Origin of the sequence: Halomonas tibetensis (assembly GCF_042643535.1) — a bacterium.
In the GTDB taxonomy this organism is placed as follows: Bacteria; Pseudomonadota; Gammaproteobacteria; order Pseudomonadales; family Halomonadaceae; genus Halomonas; species Halomonas tibetensis.
In genome coordinates this window covers 96,883-111,299 of sequence record NZ_JBHRSQ010000018.1, presented here as the reverse complement: position 1 = coordinate 111,299, position 14,417 = coordinate 96,883, and the positions used below count along the sequence as shown (strand labels likewise).

Here is a 14,417-nt window from a genome sequence, read left to right as displayed (position 1 = left end):
AGGGCGCTTCCAGGCCCAGGCCGAGGGTCATAATCTGGGTGCCGTCCATGCCATGCCTCCTGTCCAGGTGGAGGTCATATCCTGGCCCAGCTCAGGGGGCGAATTCCACACCCAACGACGAAGAGCCAAAAATCACGAAAGCCTTGAAAGCGTTTTCAGTAAGGATCAACTGCTCCTATAGAGCCCGAAGCCGGCCATCCGCTGCGTGCTGAGCGAGCGTCGGCTGCATGACTGGGTTATGTATTTTTACGCTCTGAACAAACCCGCTCAGTCACCGTTATCCTTCCGATTGTGCAGGCAATCTGATTTCTGGCGCTGAATGCGTGCGCTCATCCGGTGGGGTCCAAAGCCTCTGTTGCCGAGGATTCCATCCCAGGGCATTCATCTTACGCTGATCGTCGCTTGTCCCGAATCCAGGCATGTGAACAATCCTATCGAAAAACTCCTCTGTGTGAAGAAGCGTCATCTTCACCTCGTTCCAATAGGTAGAAGATTGGTCTCGTCGATAACGCATCGCTACCTCCAGGCTGGAAAACCGTCCTTCAGAAACCAGATAGGCATCAATCTCTTCCTCGTCATAACCCGATAGAGAGACGATTTGCGGTACGTCCAGGCGATAAGAAACCACGCTTTTTATCCTTCTATCGTGGTTGAGGCGTGCCGTTCGGCGGCACGATTCTGCATTCAGATTTGCCCCCGAGGAAAACAGCGTGCTGGCCGATCGAACCTTATCGCAGAGTCGCTCGTCTCCGGAGCTCTCAGCAACTGCGGCAAAGCAGCGGCTTCTCAGCAGTGATACCTGATTCCCGACAGGGCCGAATCCTCCTCTACTCAAGCTTTGCGGATGAATCAGATAGCATGGCTTGGTGGAATGAAGCTCATTAGCCAAAGCGCGGTATTCGTATTCCAATGCATCAGGCTTTCTGGTGTCACCGAAGAGAAACTTTTCATCAGCATCACTGAATAGACCGCAGCCACTCAGTGATGCAGACATCATGAAAAAGGTCGCCACGGAAAATAATCTTGTTGTGAATTTCAACATAGATTTCATCAACAGGTTAACGGGATAACGCACAAACTTTACCAGATACATAACGACCTGGCTTTGCGGCGTGCCGGAGCGCCAGCGAAGGTGCGTCCGCCAACAACCACTGGTTATGTGATCTTAGCCTACTCTGGCAGGCCCTCGAACTCTGGCACGTCACCAATCGCCGCGTCCCAAACCGCTCTGCTCGATGTGAAGATGTGCGCAGTTGGCGACATAGAGACTTCAGTATCCAAGCACCCTGCAGGAACAACGAGCAGGTCTGTAAGTTGGATGCTTGGTAATGCTGAACCACACGATCTACAGAAGCTTTTATTGTGGCGAGTACCTGGAAGCGTAAAGGAAGTCACAGCATCTACACCCGCCAGCCAGGTCAGTTTAGCTGACTGCGAAAATAAATTTGCTGCATGAGCAGATCCCGTATCTTTTTGGCAATACTCACAATGACACAGGTAAAAGCTATCGAAGTCCCCATGGACCTCGAATCTCACTGTGCTACACAGGCAAGAACCAACGTGCTTAGTCATAGGATTCCCTTCTATGGCCTGCAGGTGACGCACACATAACGAATAGCTAAGCTTCGGCCCGACAGGGCCGTCCGGTGGACGGCCGCCAGGCCGGGAACAAACTTGAGCGCCTGGTGAGGCGCGTCATGGAGAGGGCAACGACTGATCTTGCGACTTGCCTTGATTTTCGGATGGTTTCCGGGTAACAAGACGAATGACACCAGAAACCACTCCGAAAAGGAAGACAAGAATACCAAGCCAGCCCACTATGGTCGCGTTGTGGGCGATGCGTACAAACTCCACCAATTCTGGTCTGCCAGAAAACGCCGCGGCGAAGATGAAGCCCCCCAACGCCAGCAGGCAACCGCCGATAATGGGAAATAGAGGCCAGAATCGCCGAATGCCGGCTACCCATCCAACAAGGAAGACGGCAACTCCACACCAAAAGAGTCCCAAAGCGATGCGGGAATGAAACGCAACGCTTGCCATCAGCTCTGGCGTCGGATCCAGGTATCCCCATGCTCCGCCATAGAATAGCTTATACAAGAATCCCGCAATTACGATCAGCAGACCGCCAACAATCAGAAGTAGGGGCCAGAATCGCTTCATAGTGTTTGTCCGGTGCAGCCGCTTGTTAGGTAACCATTTAGTGTTTTAGTAACTTTCATCTCGCCAACCTTGAACGACCAAAAAAAACCTGCTGGTATCATTAGAATGTGTATGCCAACAATAAAGTAAAAAGATTCAGGGCTATCCGCGAGGCTATATGAATGACCACGACTATGAACGACGTCAAAAGAAATTGCCTTGTAAACAACTATGCTTGCAAAAACCGTCAGCATTAACCCTGCAATGATTTTTGCTATTTTTACATGGATTGGTTTCATAACTATTCTAAAACCGCCTGGCGCGACAATCAGCGAATTGTACGCTGCAATGCCTTGTTATAACTTCTTTTCGTCTTACCAAATATTACACCAAGAATAGAGGTCTCAATTTTATTTTGTAAATCTGGGTAAACCGGTGACTTCAATAGCTCCCAATACTCCCCTACCATCTTTCTTCGAAAATTTTCTTGGTTAATATGGGGATAAAATAGGCTCGCAATACCAAAGGCCAGATTATCGATGATGATCTCCTGCTCAGACGTATTTCTCGACTTTATTACTTCTAAAAATAAAGGTGTTTCCAAAACAAATAGCTTCGCAAGCGCCTCTTGCCTTACTTGTGATTTTTGAAGCTTTGATTCATTTAACCTGATAATATAATCGGCATAAACATTCATTAGTTTTGACGACTCTAACAAGCTTATAATGCTGGATATTTTTAGATTCATAAATTCTAATGAGTCCATATCTGCATCAAGAATATCGATGATAAACTCATGGACACGAGCTTTATCTAATTGATTTTTTCCAGCAAGATCAGCCTGAATGAACGCGATGCAACCTGCAGATTTTTGTGGCTCAAGCTTGGGCATCAGGATACCGCTTGGGTTACAACTTTCCCAGACCAATTTAGACCCCATAAGACATATAAAGACTATCACTAGAAAGCCAATTATTTTCATTTGAAGCAACCTACCAATTATTTATAACGCCGCAAATCAGCCGCGCCGACTTTTGGCGTCGGCTGCATTTGGCTTGTTAGCGATCATTTCCATGTTAGCCTTCATCGCCCCGCATCAATTTTGTGATCTATAATAGAGGCCGATGGGAGTACCATCCTCAAGGTACGGTTGAGCAAACATGATCCACGGTACCGGTTCGCTCTCACCCATACTCGATCCATGGATAACGCCAACCACGATAATATCGCCCGGCTTAACGCTCACGCGAGGATTGAGCGTTATTTGAAGGATATGCGAATCTTCCTTTGAAATCTCCATGGGGAGAGCGTTTGGCGAGCTGTATCCCCCATATTTTTCTTGCCTCTCTACCAGCTCCTTGATTATGAAGCTGACGGTATGCAACCCGACTCGGTCAGGCGCGATTTCTACGACAACGGCACGGACATAGTATTGCGGATCGCTAACTACGGACGCGACACCTTTTGCGGACCCGAAGGTGAAAAAGGCGCAAGCCAGCCCAAGCATGATTAGATTTCGTCTCGTTAAAATCACAGCAAGCGCTCCCTGACGCTAACGCCAAGCTAAGCGGCGCGCTTAAGCGCGTCCGGTGGAGGCCCAGATGGCCGGAACGTACTTGAGCGATTGGTTACACGGTTCTGTGCAACACGCACGAGGTTAAACATCCGCTCCCTTTGCACAAGCCATAGTATTTCAGTGATGTAGATTGGAGAGGAGATGAGAGCCTGCACGCTGAATGGGAGCTGACCGATTCCTTTGAGTGGTCCTAATACGATTAGCAATAGATAGACGGCAAAAACGGCGAGAAAGACGAGGAGCAGCGCATAGGTCCGAACAATACTCAAAGTTACGCGGTGATGCCCCCGAGCAATTTCTATCAGATTCCTCCTTGATCTCCATCTTTTCACCCTCAGACGCTCACGAAACCTGCCCGGAATGAGTGAAATGTGAGCAATCAGGTATTCGCCGAGTATAGAAAGCCGCTTCGAGAGCATGGCAACCACAAGGGTAATGACGAGACTTACCAATACCGCAGGCTCAAATAAAACGTCCATATTCACCTATTTTGATACGTGTAACGCCATCATAAATTGCCGCTTGAAGCGCAGCGGAAGGCGGTCAATTTGGTGGCTTTGTTATGAGCCAAAGGCCAGAAATGATGACAGGTATGTGGAAAATATATTTATAGCTATGACTAGGACGGTAGACCAAACCGCACCCTTTATGCTCTTTGAATTAGATTTATCGAAGTTCTCAAATGCCCTTTTATCTCCCATGTTTAGTCTAAGTCCCGACGTTGCCTGGTGCACGTCAATCGATCTTTCAGTGAAAGATCCAATTTTGAGCGCAATCATTCCTAAGAGATATATTAAACTAAAGCTAAATATTCCCCCTAAAAAAACGGATTGGAGCGTCGGCGATTCGCCGATTAGGCTTTCCGCGTTATTAACAATAGCGAAAGATACGATAGCAACTGTAAGAATCCTAAATATAGACGAAAAATGTTCTGATTTATCTTGCAGCAGCTGGATGATCTTATTTTCTTTGCCTTTAACTACGGACGCATACCATTGATCTATTGCTGTTTGGAAGTTTCTGGCAACCGTATAATCGACATATTCAATATCGTATTGCCCCGTTCGCCTAGCGACTATTCTTAAGAATCTCCGGCTTATTCCGTGTTCAGATTCAGCTTTTAGCTTTAGGGCAACCCGTGAGTGGAGATTGACTATTATCTTGTAAGATTGAGGTTTTTTTGTTTCTGGTAGAACGATTAAAAAATTGTATTCCAACTGAATATTTTCACATGGGCTCATTGAGCTTGAATCATACAGCTCAAATCTTTCAAAGGAGCTATATTGATTCTTGCAATCATCGACGTGATATAAAGTAACTGAGCAATTCTTGCTAACGATATTGTACTGTTCGAGCATCTGGTTAATTTTGATGTTCAGTTGTTTTAATGCACCGATATCAATATCGTGATCATCGCTCAGTGATTTCCCAATCTTTTCAGTTTTCCCAGTAATTTCATTATAGATACTTTGGATTACTTTCATGCTGACGGGCTGATCCGCGACGCTAACTACCTCCCCTTTTTCATCATTATTCTGATCAACAATTATTCCAGACATCTAAAGTACTCCTTTATTTAGTAGCTCATAACGTTTGCATTAACCGGCGCCGGCTTTGCCGGCGTCCGAGTTGAATGCATTGTTATACGAATTATTCCTCAAAGTAGTCTGAGTCCAGTCTTTTGACGTAATATGTTGCAACCTTGGATACGCCAATGCCGGCATCAATCATAAGACCGGCGAGTGTCTCTCCATCAATAAGGACGATCCTGGAATCTATAAAGGAAGCGTACTGATTCGCTTCCGCACTAAACCCCGAGGTCGTCAAGAAAATCCCCTTCTTTGCTCTTTGGCCCTGAAGGGCACCGGCAAATTTCTGAATCTCCGGACGACCTACAGTGCCTTCCCAGCGCTTTGCTTGGAGGTAGATCACATCAAGCCCGAGCCGATCTTCCTTTATAACTCCGTCGATTCCACCGTCACCAGACTTTCCAATGGTTTGACCAGCATCTTTTCTGGAACCGCCGTAACCCATGGCGACCAGAAGTTCTACCACGACACGTTCAAAAAATGCTGGCGATCCTGATTTGACCTTTTGAATCAATTCGAGCTCTAACTCATCCCTGACTTTCTGGTAACCAAATTCGATATGTTCTAACGGGGTTAATTCATCGGTAGAGATTTCCGGTTCTTCTGGCTGTTCGTTTTTCGATCCGGATTGGAATTCTTTGTACTCGTCGAATTGTTTCAGATAGGCGAGATTGATTGGCTGATCAGTTTGTGAAAGGGCATCCAGCCCTCGCTGAGTTATTCGATACTTGGCACGGGCCGGCGACTCAATAAGGCCCGCGCCTTTCAAATGGGTTTTCGCCCACCCGATCCGATTGTCGAAGAGCTTTGCGTATCCACTCGGCAACATCTCGGAAAGCTCCTCCTCCGACAGCTGAAAGTGTTCAGCCAAGAATTCGTTAGTTTCGCGATTCTTACGGACCTTTCCGTCCGTCAAGTGCTCAAGCATGGGACGCATGATGCTCTGAAAGTCTGGAATCGCCATCTAGTTTTCCTTATTCGTATAACGCCTTGCTCACCGGAAAATTAGGAGCGCAGCGAGTAATTTTTCCGTGTGCAGCAAATTGTTAACATGGCTCACCAGTTTGCGGATCAGCCTCAACGATTTTGTCAAAACTGTATACTATGGGAAATTCCTTACTTACCTTTTGAGTGCCTGAAAGATCTGAGGAACTAAATTTCAAGTCGCCATAAGACCAACCAATAAACTCAAAAGGCGATGGGAAAAATGGAATCTTGCATGAAATAGTTCGACCATCATCAATATGGGATGGCACAATCAATTGAAATACCGCGTTACCAAATGCAATCACAAAAATTGAATAAGGAACATCTGAAACGTCCGCTTTTCTTCGGAAAAGAGAAACAGCCACGCCGTTTGTTGGCCTTGGACCTGGAACAAATGCGTGCATTAGAATGGCGGGCTTAATGACGGAAAGGGTCAAATCCGGGCTCAAGAGCCAGTCAATGGTATGCCTAAACGCATCTATCTCAGTTCTTTCTTTGATAATTGATAAAGCTATTTTTAAAGTGGCTTTATATACAGCCAAGGGTATATGGGGCTCTTGGTGAAGCTTTACAGTTATTTCTTTTCTTTCGTGATCAACAACAAAGAACTCTTCATCAATTTGGGACTTTATAGTTGGAAAGTCGTTAAATTCAATTCTATTCTTTTTGTTGTTAGTCCTGTAGTTTGGAATTCCTTTTTTTCCAGATATCTGTCCAGCAACTCGAAAAGGCTTTGTGAATTTATCAAGATGATCCTCTAGTTTTTCTGAAAAGAATTTATTGCACGAATCGCACTCATCTAAAAGAATCAACTGATGATTTCCTAGGCATTCTGGTATAGCGTGCGATTCGTTACTAAAGCTTGTCTCGCTCTTATCTTTGCGACAGAAACGGCACAACCGCTCCTCTCCGTCAGCGATAAGCACCTTTCCCCCCCCTCGAATAACACCCATATGCTATCAGGTCAAAGTTCGTGTTGAAGAATGCAAGACGCTCATCGATGGTCATAGTTTATCCTGTTAACGCCGCTCAGCACGCGCGGTTTTGTAATGGAGGCGAAGCCGCAATGTAAAAACCGTCGCCGTGACTGGCATGGTTATGCATTGTCAAACGCAGCAATATGCGTTTTCATGAGACCTATAAGCTCGACGATTGCTTGGTTCACCTCAGGATAAAGATCCTTCGCCTGCTGGCTGTATTTTGAGTCCTCACTCGTAATCATAGCCATATCCCCTCCCATCTTTTTGGGTGCACCCTTTCGGTAAAGGGTTGACCAGCTATAAATGAGTCCGGATGTTTTTTCCAGTTGGCTGTTCACTGGCTCATTGGCTAGAAGCCGCAGCATTCCGTTATTATCCGACAGCTCTCGCTTAATCTGGTCGTAGCTATCGCCAGACTCTGTCAGTCGGAGCAACATTTCCAATTGGGCTATTGTTTTGGCATAAAGAGACTCCAATTTCTCCTGTTTTTGCTTTCGCGCTTCCCGCTTACTGACACCTAGTTCCCGAAGTCCAGACAGCAACCAGGTCACAATGGCAACACCGATGCCGAATGCTCCGCTAATAATCGCCTGACTCAATTCCATTATCTACTTCCCTGCATAACAGGTATTAGACAGCGCGCTCGTTTATTGACTTGAACGAGCATGCGCGTTCAACAATCTTATCAGCGTAACCTTTCTTCAGCTAACCCTTTGATTTCATGACACCCAAAGGAAACCTTGGCCACCTACGCATAATTCGCACGCTTGCGCGTTTTGCCAGCGCCAATAATACTGTATGTACATCCATGTACTGAGAGGATGGGAGTATGGATACGCACAGCAAACCGCCGAAGCTGATGGACCGGGTCAGAGCCACCCTGCGGGTGAAACGCTACAGCCCTCGCACCGAGAAGACCTACTGATACTGAATTCGCTATTTCATTCGCTTCCACGGAGTCCGTCATCCCGCCAGCATGGGCGGAGCGGAGGTACGCGCCTTCCTGGAACATTTGGCAGTGGAACGCCGGGTAGCGGCGGCCACGCAGAATCAGGCGCTGAATGCCCTTGTGTTCCTCTATCGGCACGTACTTGACCAGCCCTTGGGAGATATCGGAGAGTTCTCGCGTGCCAAGCGCCCTCGCCGGCTTCCGGTGGTGCTTTCTCACGAGGATGTCATGCGCGTGTTGAGCCAACTGTCCGGCCCCATGCACCCGACGGCCACCTTGATGTATGGCTCGGGGCTGCGGCTCATTTAAGTATGTCGGCTACGTGTCCGGAATATCGACCTGGAACGACAAGGAGCCCTTTAAGTGAGGGGGCGTCGAGGTCATTGGGTACGCTACCGCCCCTACCTGGGCATGTTGCGATGACCTCCGCCATCCATGCGATAGTCCTTGGGTGTCGCGCTGTGCCTTCCTGACTCTCTGCGAGCTGTGCATTAGCAAAGCCTAGGTGAGCCTGTGTGGGGTTGCAAAGTCGAATTTGGTCGCAAGTGCGGCCTCCACCGCCTGTTCGGCGTGGATGGCGGTGGTGTCGAAGAGTGGCACGTCCGTATCGTCAGCCTGGATCAGGAGCCCGATCTCCGTGCAGCCGAGGATGACGCCCTGGGCACCCTGCCCGGCCAGTGAGTCGACAATCTCCAGATAGGCGGCTTTGGAATCCGCGCGGATCTCACCACAGCAAAGCTCGTCGTAGATGACGGCGTGCACCCGCTCGCGCTGGGCGGCATCGGGAATCAGCACCTTGATGCCCTGCGCCTCCAGGCGCTCTCGGTAGAAGGCTTGCTCCATGGTGAAGCGGGTGCCCAGCAGCCCCACCCGAATCACGCCCTGCCGATGAAGCGCGTTGGCGGTGGCATCGGCGATATGCAGCAGGGGGATAGCCACGGCCTGCTCAAGCTGTGGGGCGACCTTGTGCATGGTGTTGGTGCAGAGCACCAGGAAGTCGGCACCGGCCGCTTCCAGGGACATGGCCGCCGTGGCGAGAATCTGCGCCGTTGCCGCCCAGTCGCCGCGGTGCTGCAGTGCCTCGATCTCGGCAAAGTCCACGCTGTAGAGCACCAGCCGGGCGGAGTGCAGCCCACCCAACCGCGCCTTTACCTGCTGATTGATCAACCGGTAGTAGGTCTGGGTCGACTCCCAACTCATGCCGCCGATCAGCCCTATCGTCTTCATCTGTCTCTCCTCTCACCCCTGGATAAAGATTACGCAGGCTGCCAGCAGCACCCAGCATTCATCCGAGTTCGGGTTCCGACAAACGCGTTCGACCTTGATCTTCGCAATGCCCAGGTTTTGCTGCCAGAGTTCATTGAATAACCACAATCACAGACGCTGGTTTACATTGAGGGCGCCATCCGCTGATAGCCCCACTTGATCCGATTGCTATGGCTAATAATATACTTATTTATATACCAAACTTTTTATTTTAACTCAGACCTTTCATCCAGGCATTCATAAGAGCCCATTTCGAACTCTCGACAAATCCAGGGTCGATTTTCGTAAATCGTGCACATAAACGTTTCTCGATCTACAGCTGAACACCAACCATCCTCTAACCGCAGCATAGTTTCCCCACCCCATTCATCGAATGCGATGTGCTGCTCTGGCACACCGGTATCCGAAATAATCATGACTTCTAAGCGGCAGCAACAAGCCCGGCAATTTGAACAAGAAACTTCAGGGTGAGTTACATCTTTAATAGGAATAGTCATGAATGTCTTCATTCAGCGAAATTTTCAGCATACTACTTCAATTTGACCTAAGTTGTCTAAATTCACGACCCACTACATTTGATAGCCAGAACGCCAAGGACCAGCGACGACCCTGAAGTGGCGACAAAGGAGCCACGCAAAGGGCGTGCGGTGAGCATAGGCCGAGAACTGCTGCGCCCTGTTAATTGGATATCTCAATGCACCACTTGGGCTTGATGCTCCCGAAATCACAGCGAACGTTTGATTGAAGCCTTTTGGAAATTCGGCACCTTGAGCCTATGCCAGCCCATGGAGGGCTGCAAAGTCGAATTTGGTCGCAAGTGCCGCTTCCACCGCCCGATCGGCGTGGAAGCTTATGGCCGATCAGCCCAGGATAAAGACCACGCAGGCGGCGGTGAGCGCCCCCATCACGCCGTTGAAGATCCGCCAGGCGCGGGGCGTGTCGATCCAGCGGCCGATGGCCGTGCCGAAGCCCGCCCAGAGAGCGATGCAGGGCAGCGCCACCAGTTCGGCAAAACCGGCCAGCAGCAGCGCGTTGACCAGGGTGTCACCTCCGCTGGGCAGAAAGCCCGCCATCAGCGCCAGCCCCATCACCCAGGCCTTGGGGTTGGCGAACTGAAAGGCCGCCGCCTGCCAGAAGCTGAGCGGGCGCCCCTCGCCGCGCCGTCGCAGATCCGGCGGCGGCGCCGTGGCGATGCGCCAGGCCAGATAGAGAAGGTAGCCGCTGCCCACGATCCGCAGGGTGGTCTGCACCATCGGGTAGCGTTCGAAGAGCAGGCCCAACCCCAGGGCGATGCCGGAAAACAGCAGGAAGCAACCGCCCAGGATGCCGAACATGTGCGGCAGTGTCCGTAGAAAGCCGTAGTTAGCCCCGGAGGCGGTCAGCATCACATTGTTGGGGCCTGGCGTGATGGTCATGGAGATCATGTAGAGGGCAGCGGGACCGAGGAACGCCAAGGCTTCCATATCGTTGAATCCATTCGTGGATGGTCGAGTGAGGATGATCGGGTCGAGTGGCAGTGAAAGTGAAACAGTGTGCTTGTCGCCGCACAAGAGCACAGCCTTGATCAAGCGCTGGAAGAAACGCTGAGCGTCGTCACCGTGACCAGAATCAGCCCCATGCCGACCAGTTGGATCGCGGTCAGGCTTTCACTCAGCACCACGACCCCGAACAGCGACGCCGTGACCGGCTCGACCATGGCCACAATGGCGGCTACGGCCGGCAAGGTATCGTTCAGCCCCACAACATAGAGAATGAACGACACGCCTGCGCCCACGACCCCCAGCACGGCGAACAGTGGCCAGCTCGAGGTGCTGAGCACCGACAACGTTTGGTCGGCGTCACCCAGCCAGACCAGTATGGCGGAGAAGGTAGCGAACGCGACGACGAGAATGGCCTGGGGACTGCCATAGGGTGCCGCGTACTTGAATCCGAAAATAAAAGTTGCATAGGACAGCCCGGCAAGCAGCCCGGCGGCGACGCCGAGGGGAGTCACGCTGTCCGCCCCCACCTCGTAGATTCGCGTCAGTAGCACGATACCCAACATGACCATGACAATCGCGGCCCACTTCAGCAGCGTGGGCCGTTCGAGGCCGATGGCGAACGACACGAGAAAAACAAACACCGGCGCGCAGTACATCAGCGTCGCCGCCACCGCGACACTGCCCTGGTCGATGCTCACAAAATAGAAGGTGAAGTTGCCGGCCACGCCGAGCCCGGCGATCACCGACCAGAACCATAATCGATGACTGGCCAACCCGCTGCCGTGGGGGCTTAGCACGAGCCAGGCCAGCACGAAGAGAAGCCCTATCGCGCCCCGGTAGAACGACACCACGAGCGGGTCCCAGCCGTCGGCTATCAGCATGCCGCCGATGCCCCCGGCCAGCCCCCAGAATAGCGCCGCCAACACCACGAACGTCGTGCTGAATCTTGCCATATGACCTCCTTTTGGCATGGGACGAAAAACCCCGAGGCGACGGGCAATCGGCTCGGGGCTTGATGGGAGTGCCGCTCGCGGCAATGGCCTCGGGCCGTTGCGTCGCGGGGTCAGGCCCCCGGCGCGCGCATGCCCGCCCTGGCGGCGCGGGCGGCGTGCAGTTTCCGGTAGCTGTCGATCAAGCGCTGGTGCCGATCGAGCCCTTCCAGCCCCATACTGGTGGGGGTCAGGCCGTGGAAACGCACCGTGCCCTGCACCGAGCCCACCACCGCCTCAAGGGTCGCCTCGCCGAACATGCGGCCGAGGTGATAGCGGAAGTCGTCGAGTTCCAGCTCGTCGTCCAGCACGATCTCGAGCACCGCCTGCACCGCGCGGTAGAAGAGGTTGCGCTCGACGGTGTTGTCGTTGAACTGCAGGAACATCTCGACCCGCTCCAGGGCCTCCTCGTGCTGCCCAAGCGCCAGGTGGATCAGGAGCTTCAGCTCGAGGATGGTGAGCTGGCCCCAGGCAGTGTTCTCGTCGAATTCGATGCCGATCAGCGTGATGATATCCATCTGATCGTCGAGTTGGCTCTCCTCCAGGCGCCCTGCCAGGTCGGCAAGCGCGTCATCGCTCAGACGATGCAGGTTGAGGATATCCTCGCGGTAGTCAAGGGCCATGTTGGTGTTATCCCAGACCAGATCCTCCACCGGATAGACCTCGGAATAGCCCGGCACCAGAATGCGACATACCGGGGCGCCCAGGTCCTCATGGACGGCCTGATAGGTCTCAAGCCCCATCTCCTCGAGGATGCCGAACAGGGTCGCGGCCTCTTCCTCCGTACTTCGAGAACCGCTACCGGAGAAATCCCACTCGCAGAAGTCGACGTCCGCCCTGCTGCTGAAGAAGCGCCAGGAAACCAGACCCGAGGAGTCGATGAAGTGCTCGACGAAGTTATTGGGCTCGGCCACGGCCTGGGAGTTGAAGGTCGGCGGCAGGAAGTCGTTCAGCCCTTCGAAGCTGCGCCCCTGGAGCAGTTCGGTGAGGCTGCGTTCCAGCGCCACATGGAAGCTGGGATGCGCGCCGAAGGAGGCGAACACCCCTCCTGTCCTGGGGTTCATCAGGGTGACGCAGGCCACCGGAAACTGGCCGCCCAGAGAGGCATCCTTGACCAGCAGCGGGAAGCCCTGGTCCTCCAGCGCGCGTATTCCCTCGAGCAGCTCGGGATAGCGCGCCAGCACCTCTTGGGGCACGTCCGGCAGCGCGATCTCCTCCTGAATGATCTGCTTCTTCACCGCCCGCTCGAAGATCTCCGACAGACACTGCACCTGGGCCTCGGCCAGGGTGTTGCCGGCGCTCATGCCGTTGCTCAAGTAGAGGTTCTCGATCAGGTTCGACGGGAAGTAGACCGTCTCGCCGTCCGAGCGGCGCGCGAACGGCAGCGAGACGATGCCGCGATCCACCCGGCCGGAGTTGGTATCAACCAGGTGCGAGCCGCACAGCTCGCCATCCGGGTCGTAGATCCCCCGGCAGTGGTCGTCCAGAATTTCCTCAGGCAGCTCATCGTTCGGCCCCGGCATGAACCACTTCTCGTTCGGGTAGTGGACAAACTCGCTGCCCGCGATCGCTTCGCCGAAGAACTGGTCGTTGTAGAAGAAGTTGCAGCTCAGGCGCTCGATGAACTCGCTCAGCGCCGAGCAGAGTGCGCTCTCCTTGGTGGCACCCTTGCCGTTGGTGAAACACATCGGCGAGGCGGCATCACGAATGTGCAGCGACCACACGTGGGGCACGATGTTGCGCCAGGAGGCAATCTCGATCTTCATGCCCAGTTCCGCCAGAATCGCCGACATGTTGGCGATGGTCTGCTCCAGCGGCAGATCCTTGCCCTCGATCCAGGTGCCGTTCTCGCCATTCAACTCGCCTGTTGCCCCACCCTTCGGCACGCCCATCAGCAGCGCCTGGGCGTCTCCGTCGATGTTTTCCACCGCCTCGACCTGAAACTCGGGGCCGGCCTGCACCACCTTCTTCACGGTGCAGCGATCGATGGAGCGCAGGATGCCCTGGCGGTCCTTGTCGGAGATGTCTTCGGGCAGTTCGACCTGGATCTTGAAGATCTGCTGGTAGCGGTTCTCCGGGTCGACGATATTGTTCTGCGACAGCCGGATGTTCTCGGTGGGGATGTCTCTCGCGTTGCAGTACACCTTGACGAAGTACGCCGCGCACATGGCCGACGACGCCAGGAAGTAGTCGAACGGCCCAGGCGCCGAGCCATCACCCTTGTAGCGGATGGGCTGGTCGGAGATGACCGTGAAGTCGTCGAACTTGGCCTCCAACCGGAGGTTGTCGAGATAGTTGACCTTGATTTCCATGGACGGAGCACCGGGTGTAGATTCAGGGGGCGAAAGCGAAACCCGCCATTATCCAGCTTTTTCCGGGCTGCGTCTTGGGCAAGTGGGCAAAAACTCGCCGGTCTCGCAAGCGGGACCGGCGACGTGAATGGACGGCATGAAGACCACCA

15 protein-coding genes are annotated in these 14,417 nt (G+C 52.7%); 1 reads left to right on the top strand and 14 read right to left on the bottom strand.

Annotated elements, in window-relative coordinates; genetic code table 11:
- Nucleotides 1-277: 277 nt before the first annotated feature.
- The 9 genes from ACFODV_RS13900 to ACFODV_RS13860 form a co-directional block, all read right to left on the bottom strand.
- Nucleotides 278-1,093: a hypothetical protein gene (locus ACFODV_RS13900; RefSeq protein ID WP_379760441.1), complete on the bottom strand. Its 816-nt coding sequence runs from the start codon at nucleotides 1,091-1,093 to the stop codon at nucleotides 278-280.
- Between the two features lie 77 nt (nucleotides 1,094-1,170).
- Entirely contained in the window at nucleotides 1,171-1,572 is a 402-nt protein-coding gene (locus tag ACFODV_RS13895) for a GFA family protein (protein ID WP_379760439.1), read from the bottom strand.
- A 123-nt stretch (nucleotides 1,573-1,695) separates the two neighbouring features.
- Nucleotides 1,696-2,160, bottom strand: a complete 465-nt coding sequence (locus ACFODV_RS13890; RefSeq protein ID WP_379760437.1) for a hypothetical protein — start codon at nucleotides 2,158-2,160, stop codon at nucleotides 1,696-1,698.
- On the bottom strand, nucleotides 2,157-2,438 hold the full coding sequence (locus ACFODV_RS13885; protein WP_379760435.1) for a hypothetical protein: 282 nt from the start codon (nucleotides 2,436-2,438) through the stop codon (nucleotides 2,157-2,159). The genes ACFODV_RS13890 and ACFODV_RS13885 overlap by 4 nt, the downstream gene beginning before the upstream one ends.
- Nucleotides 2,439-2,467: 29 nt before the next feature.
- On the bottom strand, nucleotides 2,468-3,031 hold the full coding sequence (locus tag ACFODV_RS13880) for a hypothetical protein (protein ID WP_379760433.1): 564 nt from the start codon (nucleotides 3,029-3,031) through the stop codon (nucleotides 2,468-2,470).
- Nucleotides 3,032-4,275: 1,244 nt separating this feature from the next.
- A complete protein-coding gene (locus tag ACFODV_RS13875; protein ID WP_379760431.1) occupies nucleotides 4,276-5,274 on the bottom strand; it encodes a hypothetical protein in 999 nt (332 codons plus the stop codon).
- Nucleotides 5,275-5,365: 91 nt separating this feature from the next.
- The gene (locus ACFODV_RS13870; protein ID WP_379760429.1) at nucleotides 5,366-6,268 is read right to left on the bottom strand and encodes a restriction endonuclease; all 903 of its coding nucleotides are present in this window, start codon (nucleotides 6,266-6,268) and stop codon (nucleotides 5,366-5,368) included.
- A gap of 82 nt (nucleotides 6,269-6,350) precedes the next feature.
- Nucleotides 6,351-7,244, bottom strand: coding sequence for an HNH endonuclease (locus ACFODV_RS13865; RefSeq protein WP_379760427.1), 894 nt, complete (start codon nucleotides 7,242-7,244; stop codon nucleotides 6,351-6,353).
- Between the two features lie 143 nt (nucleotides 7,245-7,387).
- Complete coding sequence (locus ACFODV_RS13860) at nucleotides 7,388-7,876, bottom strand: hypothetical protein (RefSeq protein WP_379760425.1); 489 nt, start codon at nucleotides 7,874-7,876, stop codon at nucleotides 7,388-7,390.
- Between the two features lie 326 nt (nucleotides 7,877-8,202).
- Here ACFODV_RS13860 and ACFODV_RS13855 point away from each other — a divergent pair, with 326 nt between their 5' ends.
- Nucleotides 8,203-8,529 (top strand): phage integrase N-terminal SAM-like domain-containing protein, encoded by a 327-nt coding sequence (locus tag ACFODV_RS13855; RefSeq protein WP_379760445.1) that lies wholly within the window; start codon nucleotides 8,203-8,205, stop codon nucleotides 8,527-8,529.
- A gap of 192 nt (nucleotides 8,530-8,721) precedes the next feature.
- On the opposite strand, the gene ACFODV_RS13850 is transcribed toward ACFODV_RS13855, so the two are convergent.
- The 5 genes from ACFODV_RS13850 to ACFODV_RS13830 form a co-directional block, all read right to left on the bottom strand.
- Nucleotides 8,722-9,447 (bottom strand): aspartate/glutamate racemase family protein, encoded by a 726-nt coding sequence (locus ACFODV_RS13850; protein WP_379760423.1) that lies wholly within the window; start codon nucleotides 9,445-9,447, stop codon nucleotides 8,722-8,724.
- A 245-nt stretch (nucleotides 9,448-9,692) separates the two neighbouring features.
- Nucleotides 9,693-9,983 (bottom strand): YkgJ family cysteine cluster protein, encoded by a 291-nt coding sequence (locus tag ACFODV_RS13845; protein WP_379760421.1) that lies wholly within the window; start codon nucleotides 9,981-9,983, stop codon nucleotides 9,693-9,695.
- A 363-nt stretch (nucleotides 9,984-10,346) separates the two neighbouring features.
- Nucleotides 10,347-10,949 carry a LysE family translocator gene (locus ACFODV_RS13840; protein WP_379760419.1) on the bottom strand — a complete coding sequence of 201 codons (603 nt, stop codon included), beginning with the start codon at nucleotides 10,947-10,949 and terminating at the stop codon, nucleotides 10,347-10,349.
- A 101-nt stretch (nucleotides 10,950-11,050) separates the two neighbouring features.
- Nucleotides 11,051-11,920 (bottom strand): DMT family transporter, encoded by an 870-nt coding sequence (locus ACFODV_RS13835; RefSeq protein ID WP_379760417.1) that lies wholly within the window; start codon nucleotides 11,918-11,920, stop codon nucleotides 11,051-11,053.
- A gap of 110 nt (nucleotides 11,921-12,030) precedes the next feature.
- Entirely contained in the window at nucleotides 12,031-14,268 is a 2,238-nt protein-coding gene (locus ACFODV_RS13830; RefSeq protein ID WP_379760415.1) for an OsmC domain/YcaO domain-containing protein, read from the bottom strand.
- Nucleotides 14,269-14,417: the final 149 nt, after the last annotated feature.

Coding starts and splice junctions, on each gene's coding strand:
- ACFODV_RS13900 (WP_379760441.1), bottom strand. CDS start 1,093: ATGTATCTGGTAAAGTTTGTGCGTTATCCCGTTAACCTGTTGATGAAA.
- ACFODV_RS13895 (WP_379760439.1), bottom strand. CDS start 1,572: ATGACTAAGCACGTTGGTTCTTGCCTGTGTAGCACAGTGAGATTCGAG.
- ACFODV_RS13890 (WP_379760437.1), bottom strand. CDS start 2,160: ATGAAGCGATTCTGGCCCCTACTTCTGATTGTTGGCGGTCTGCTGATC.
- ACFODV_RS13885 (WP_379760435.1), bottom strand. CDS start 2,438: ATGAAACCAATCCATGTAAAAATAGCAAAAATCATTGCAGGGTTAATG.
- ACFODV_RS13880 (WP_379760433.1), bottom strand. CDS start 3,031: ATGCCCAAGCTTGAGCCACAAAAATCTGCAGGTTGCATCGCGTTCATT.
- ACFODV_RS13875 (WP_379760431.1), bottom strand. CDS start 5,274: ATGTCTGGAATAATTGTTGATCAGAATAATGATGAAAAAGGGGAGGTA.
- ACFODV_RS13870 (WP_379760429.1), bottom strand. CDS start 6,268: ATGGCGATTCCAGACTTTCAGAGCATCATGCGTCCCATGCTTGAGCAC.
- ACFODV_RS13865 (WP_379760427.1), bottom strand. CDS start 7,244: ATGGGTGTTATTCGAGGGGGGGGAAAGGTGCTTATCGCTGACGGAGAG.
- ACFODV_RS13860 (WP_379760425.1), bottom strand. CDS start 7,876: ATGGAATTGAGTCAGGCGATTATTAGCGGAGCATTCGGCATCGGTGTT.
- ACFODV_RS13850 (WP_379760423.1), bottom strand. CDS start 9,447: ATGAAGACGATAGGGCTGATCGGCGGCATGAGTTGGGAGTCGACCCAG.
- ACFODV_RS13845 (WP_379760421.1), bottom strand. CDS start 9,983: ATGACTATTCCTATTAAAGATGTAACTCACCCTGAAGTTTCTTGTTCA.
- ACFODV_RS13840 (WP_379760419.1), bottom strand. CDS start 10,949: ATGGAAGCCTTGGCGTTCCTCGGTCCCGCTGCCCTCTACATGATCTCC.
- ACFODV_RS13835 (WP_379760417.1), bottom strand. CDS start 11,920: ATGGCAAGATTCAGCACGACGTTCGTGGTGTTGGCGGCGCTATTCTGG.
- ACFODV_RS13830 (WP_379760415.1), bottom strand. CDS start 14,268: ATGGAAATCAAGGTCAACTATCTCGACAACCTCCGGTTGGAGGCCAAG.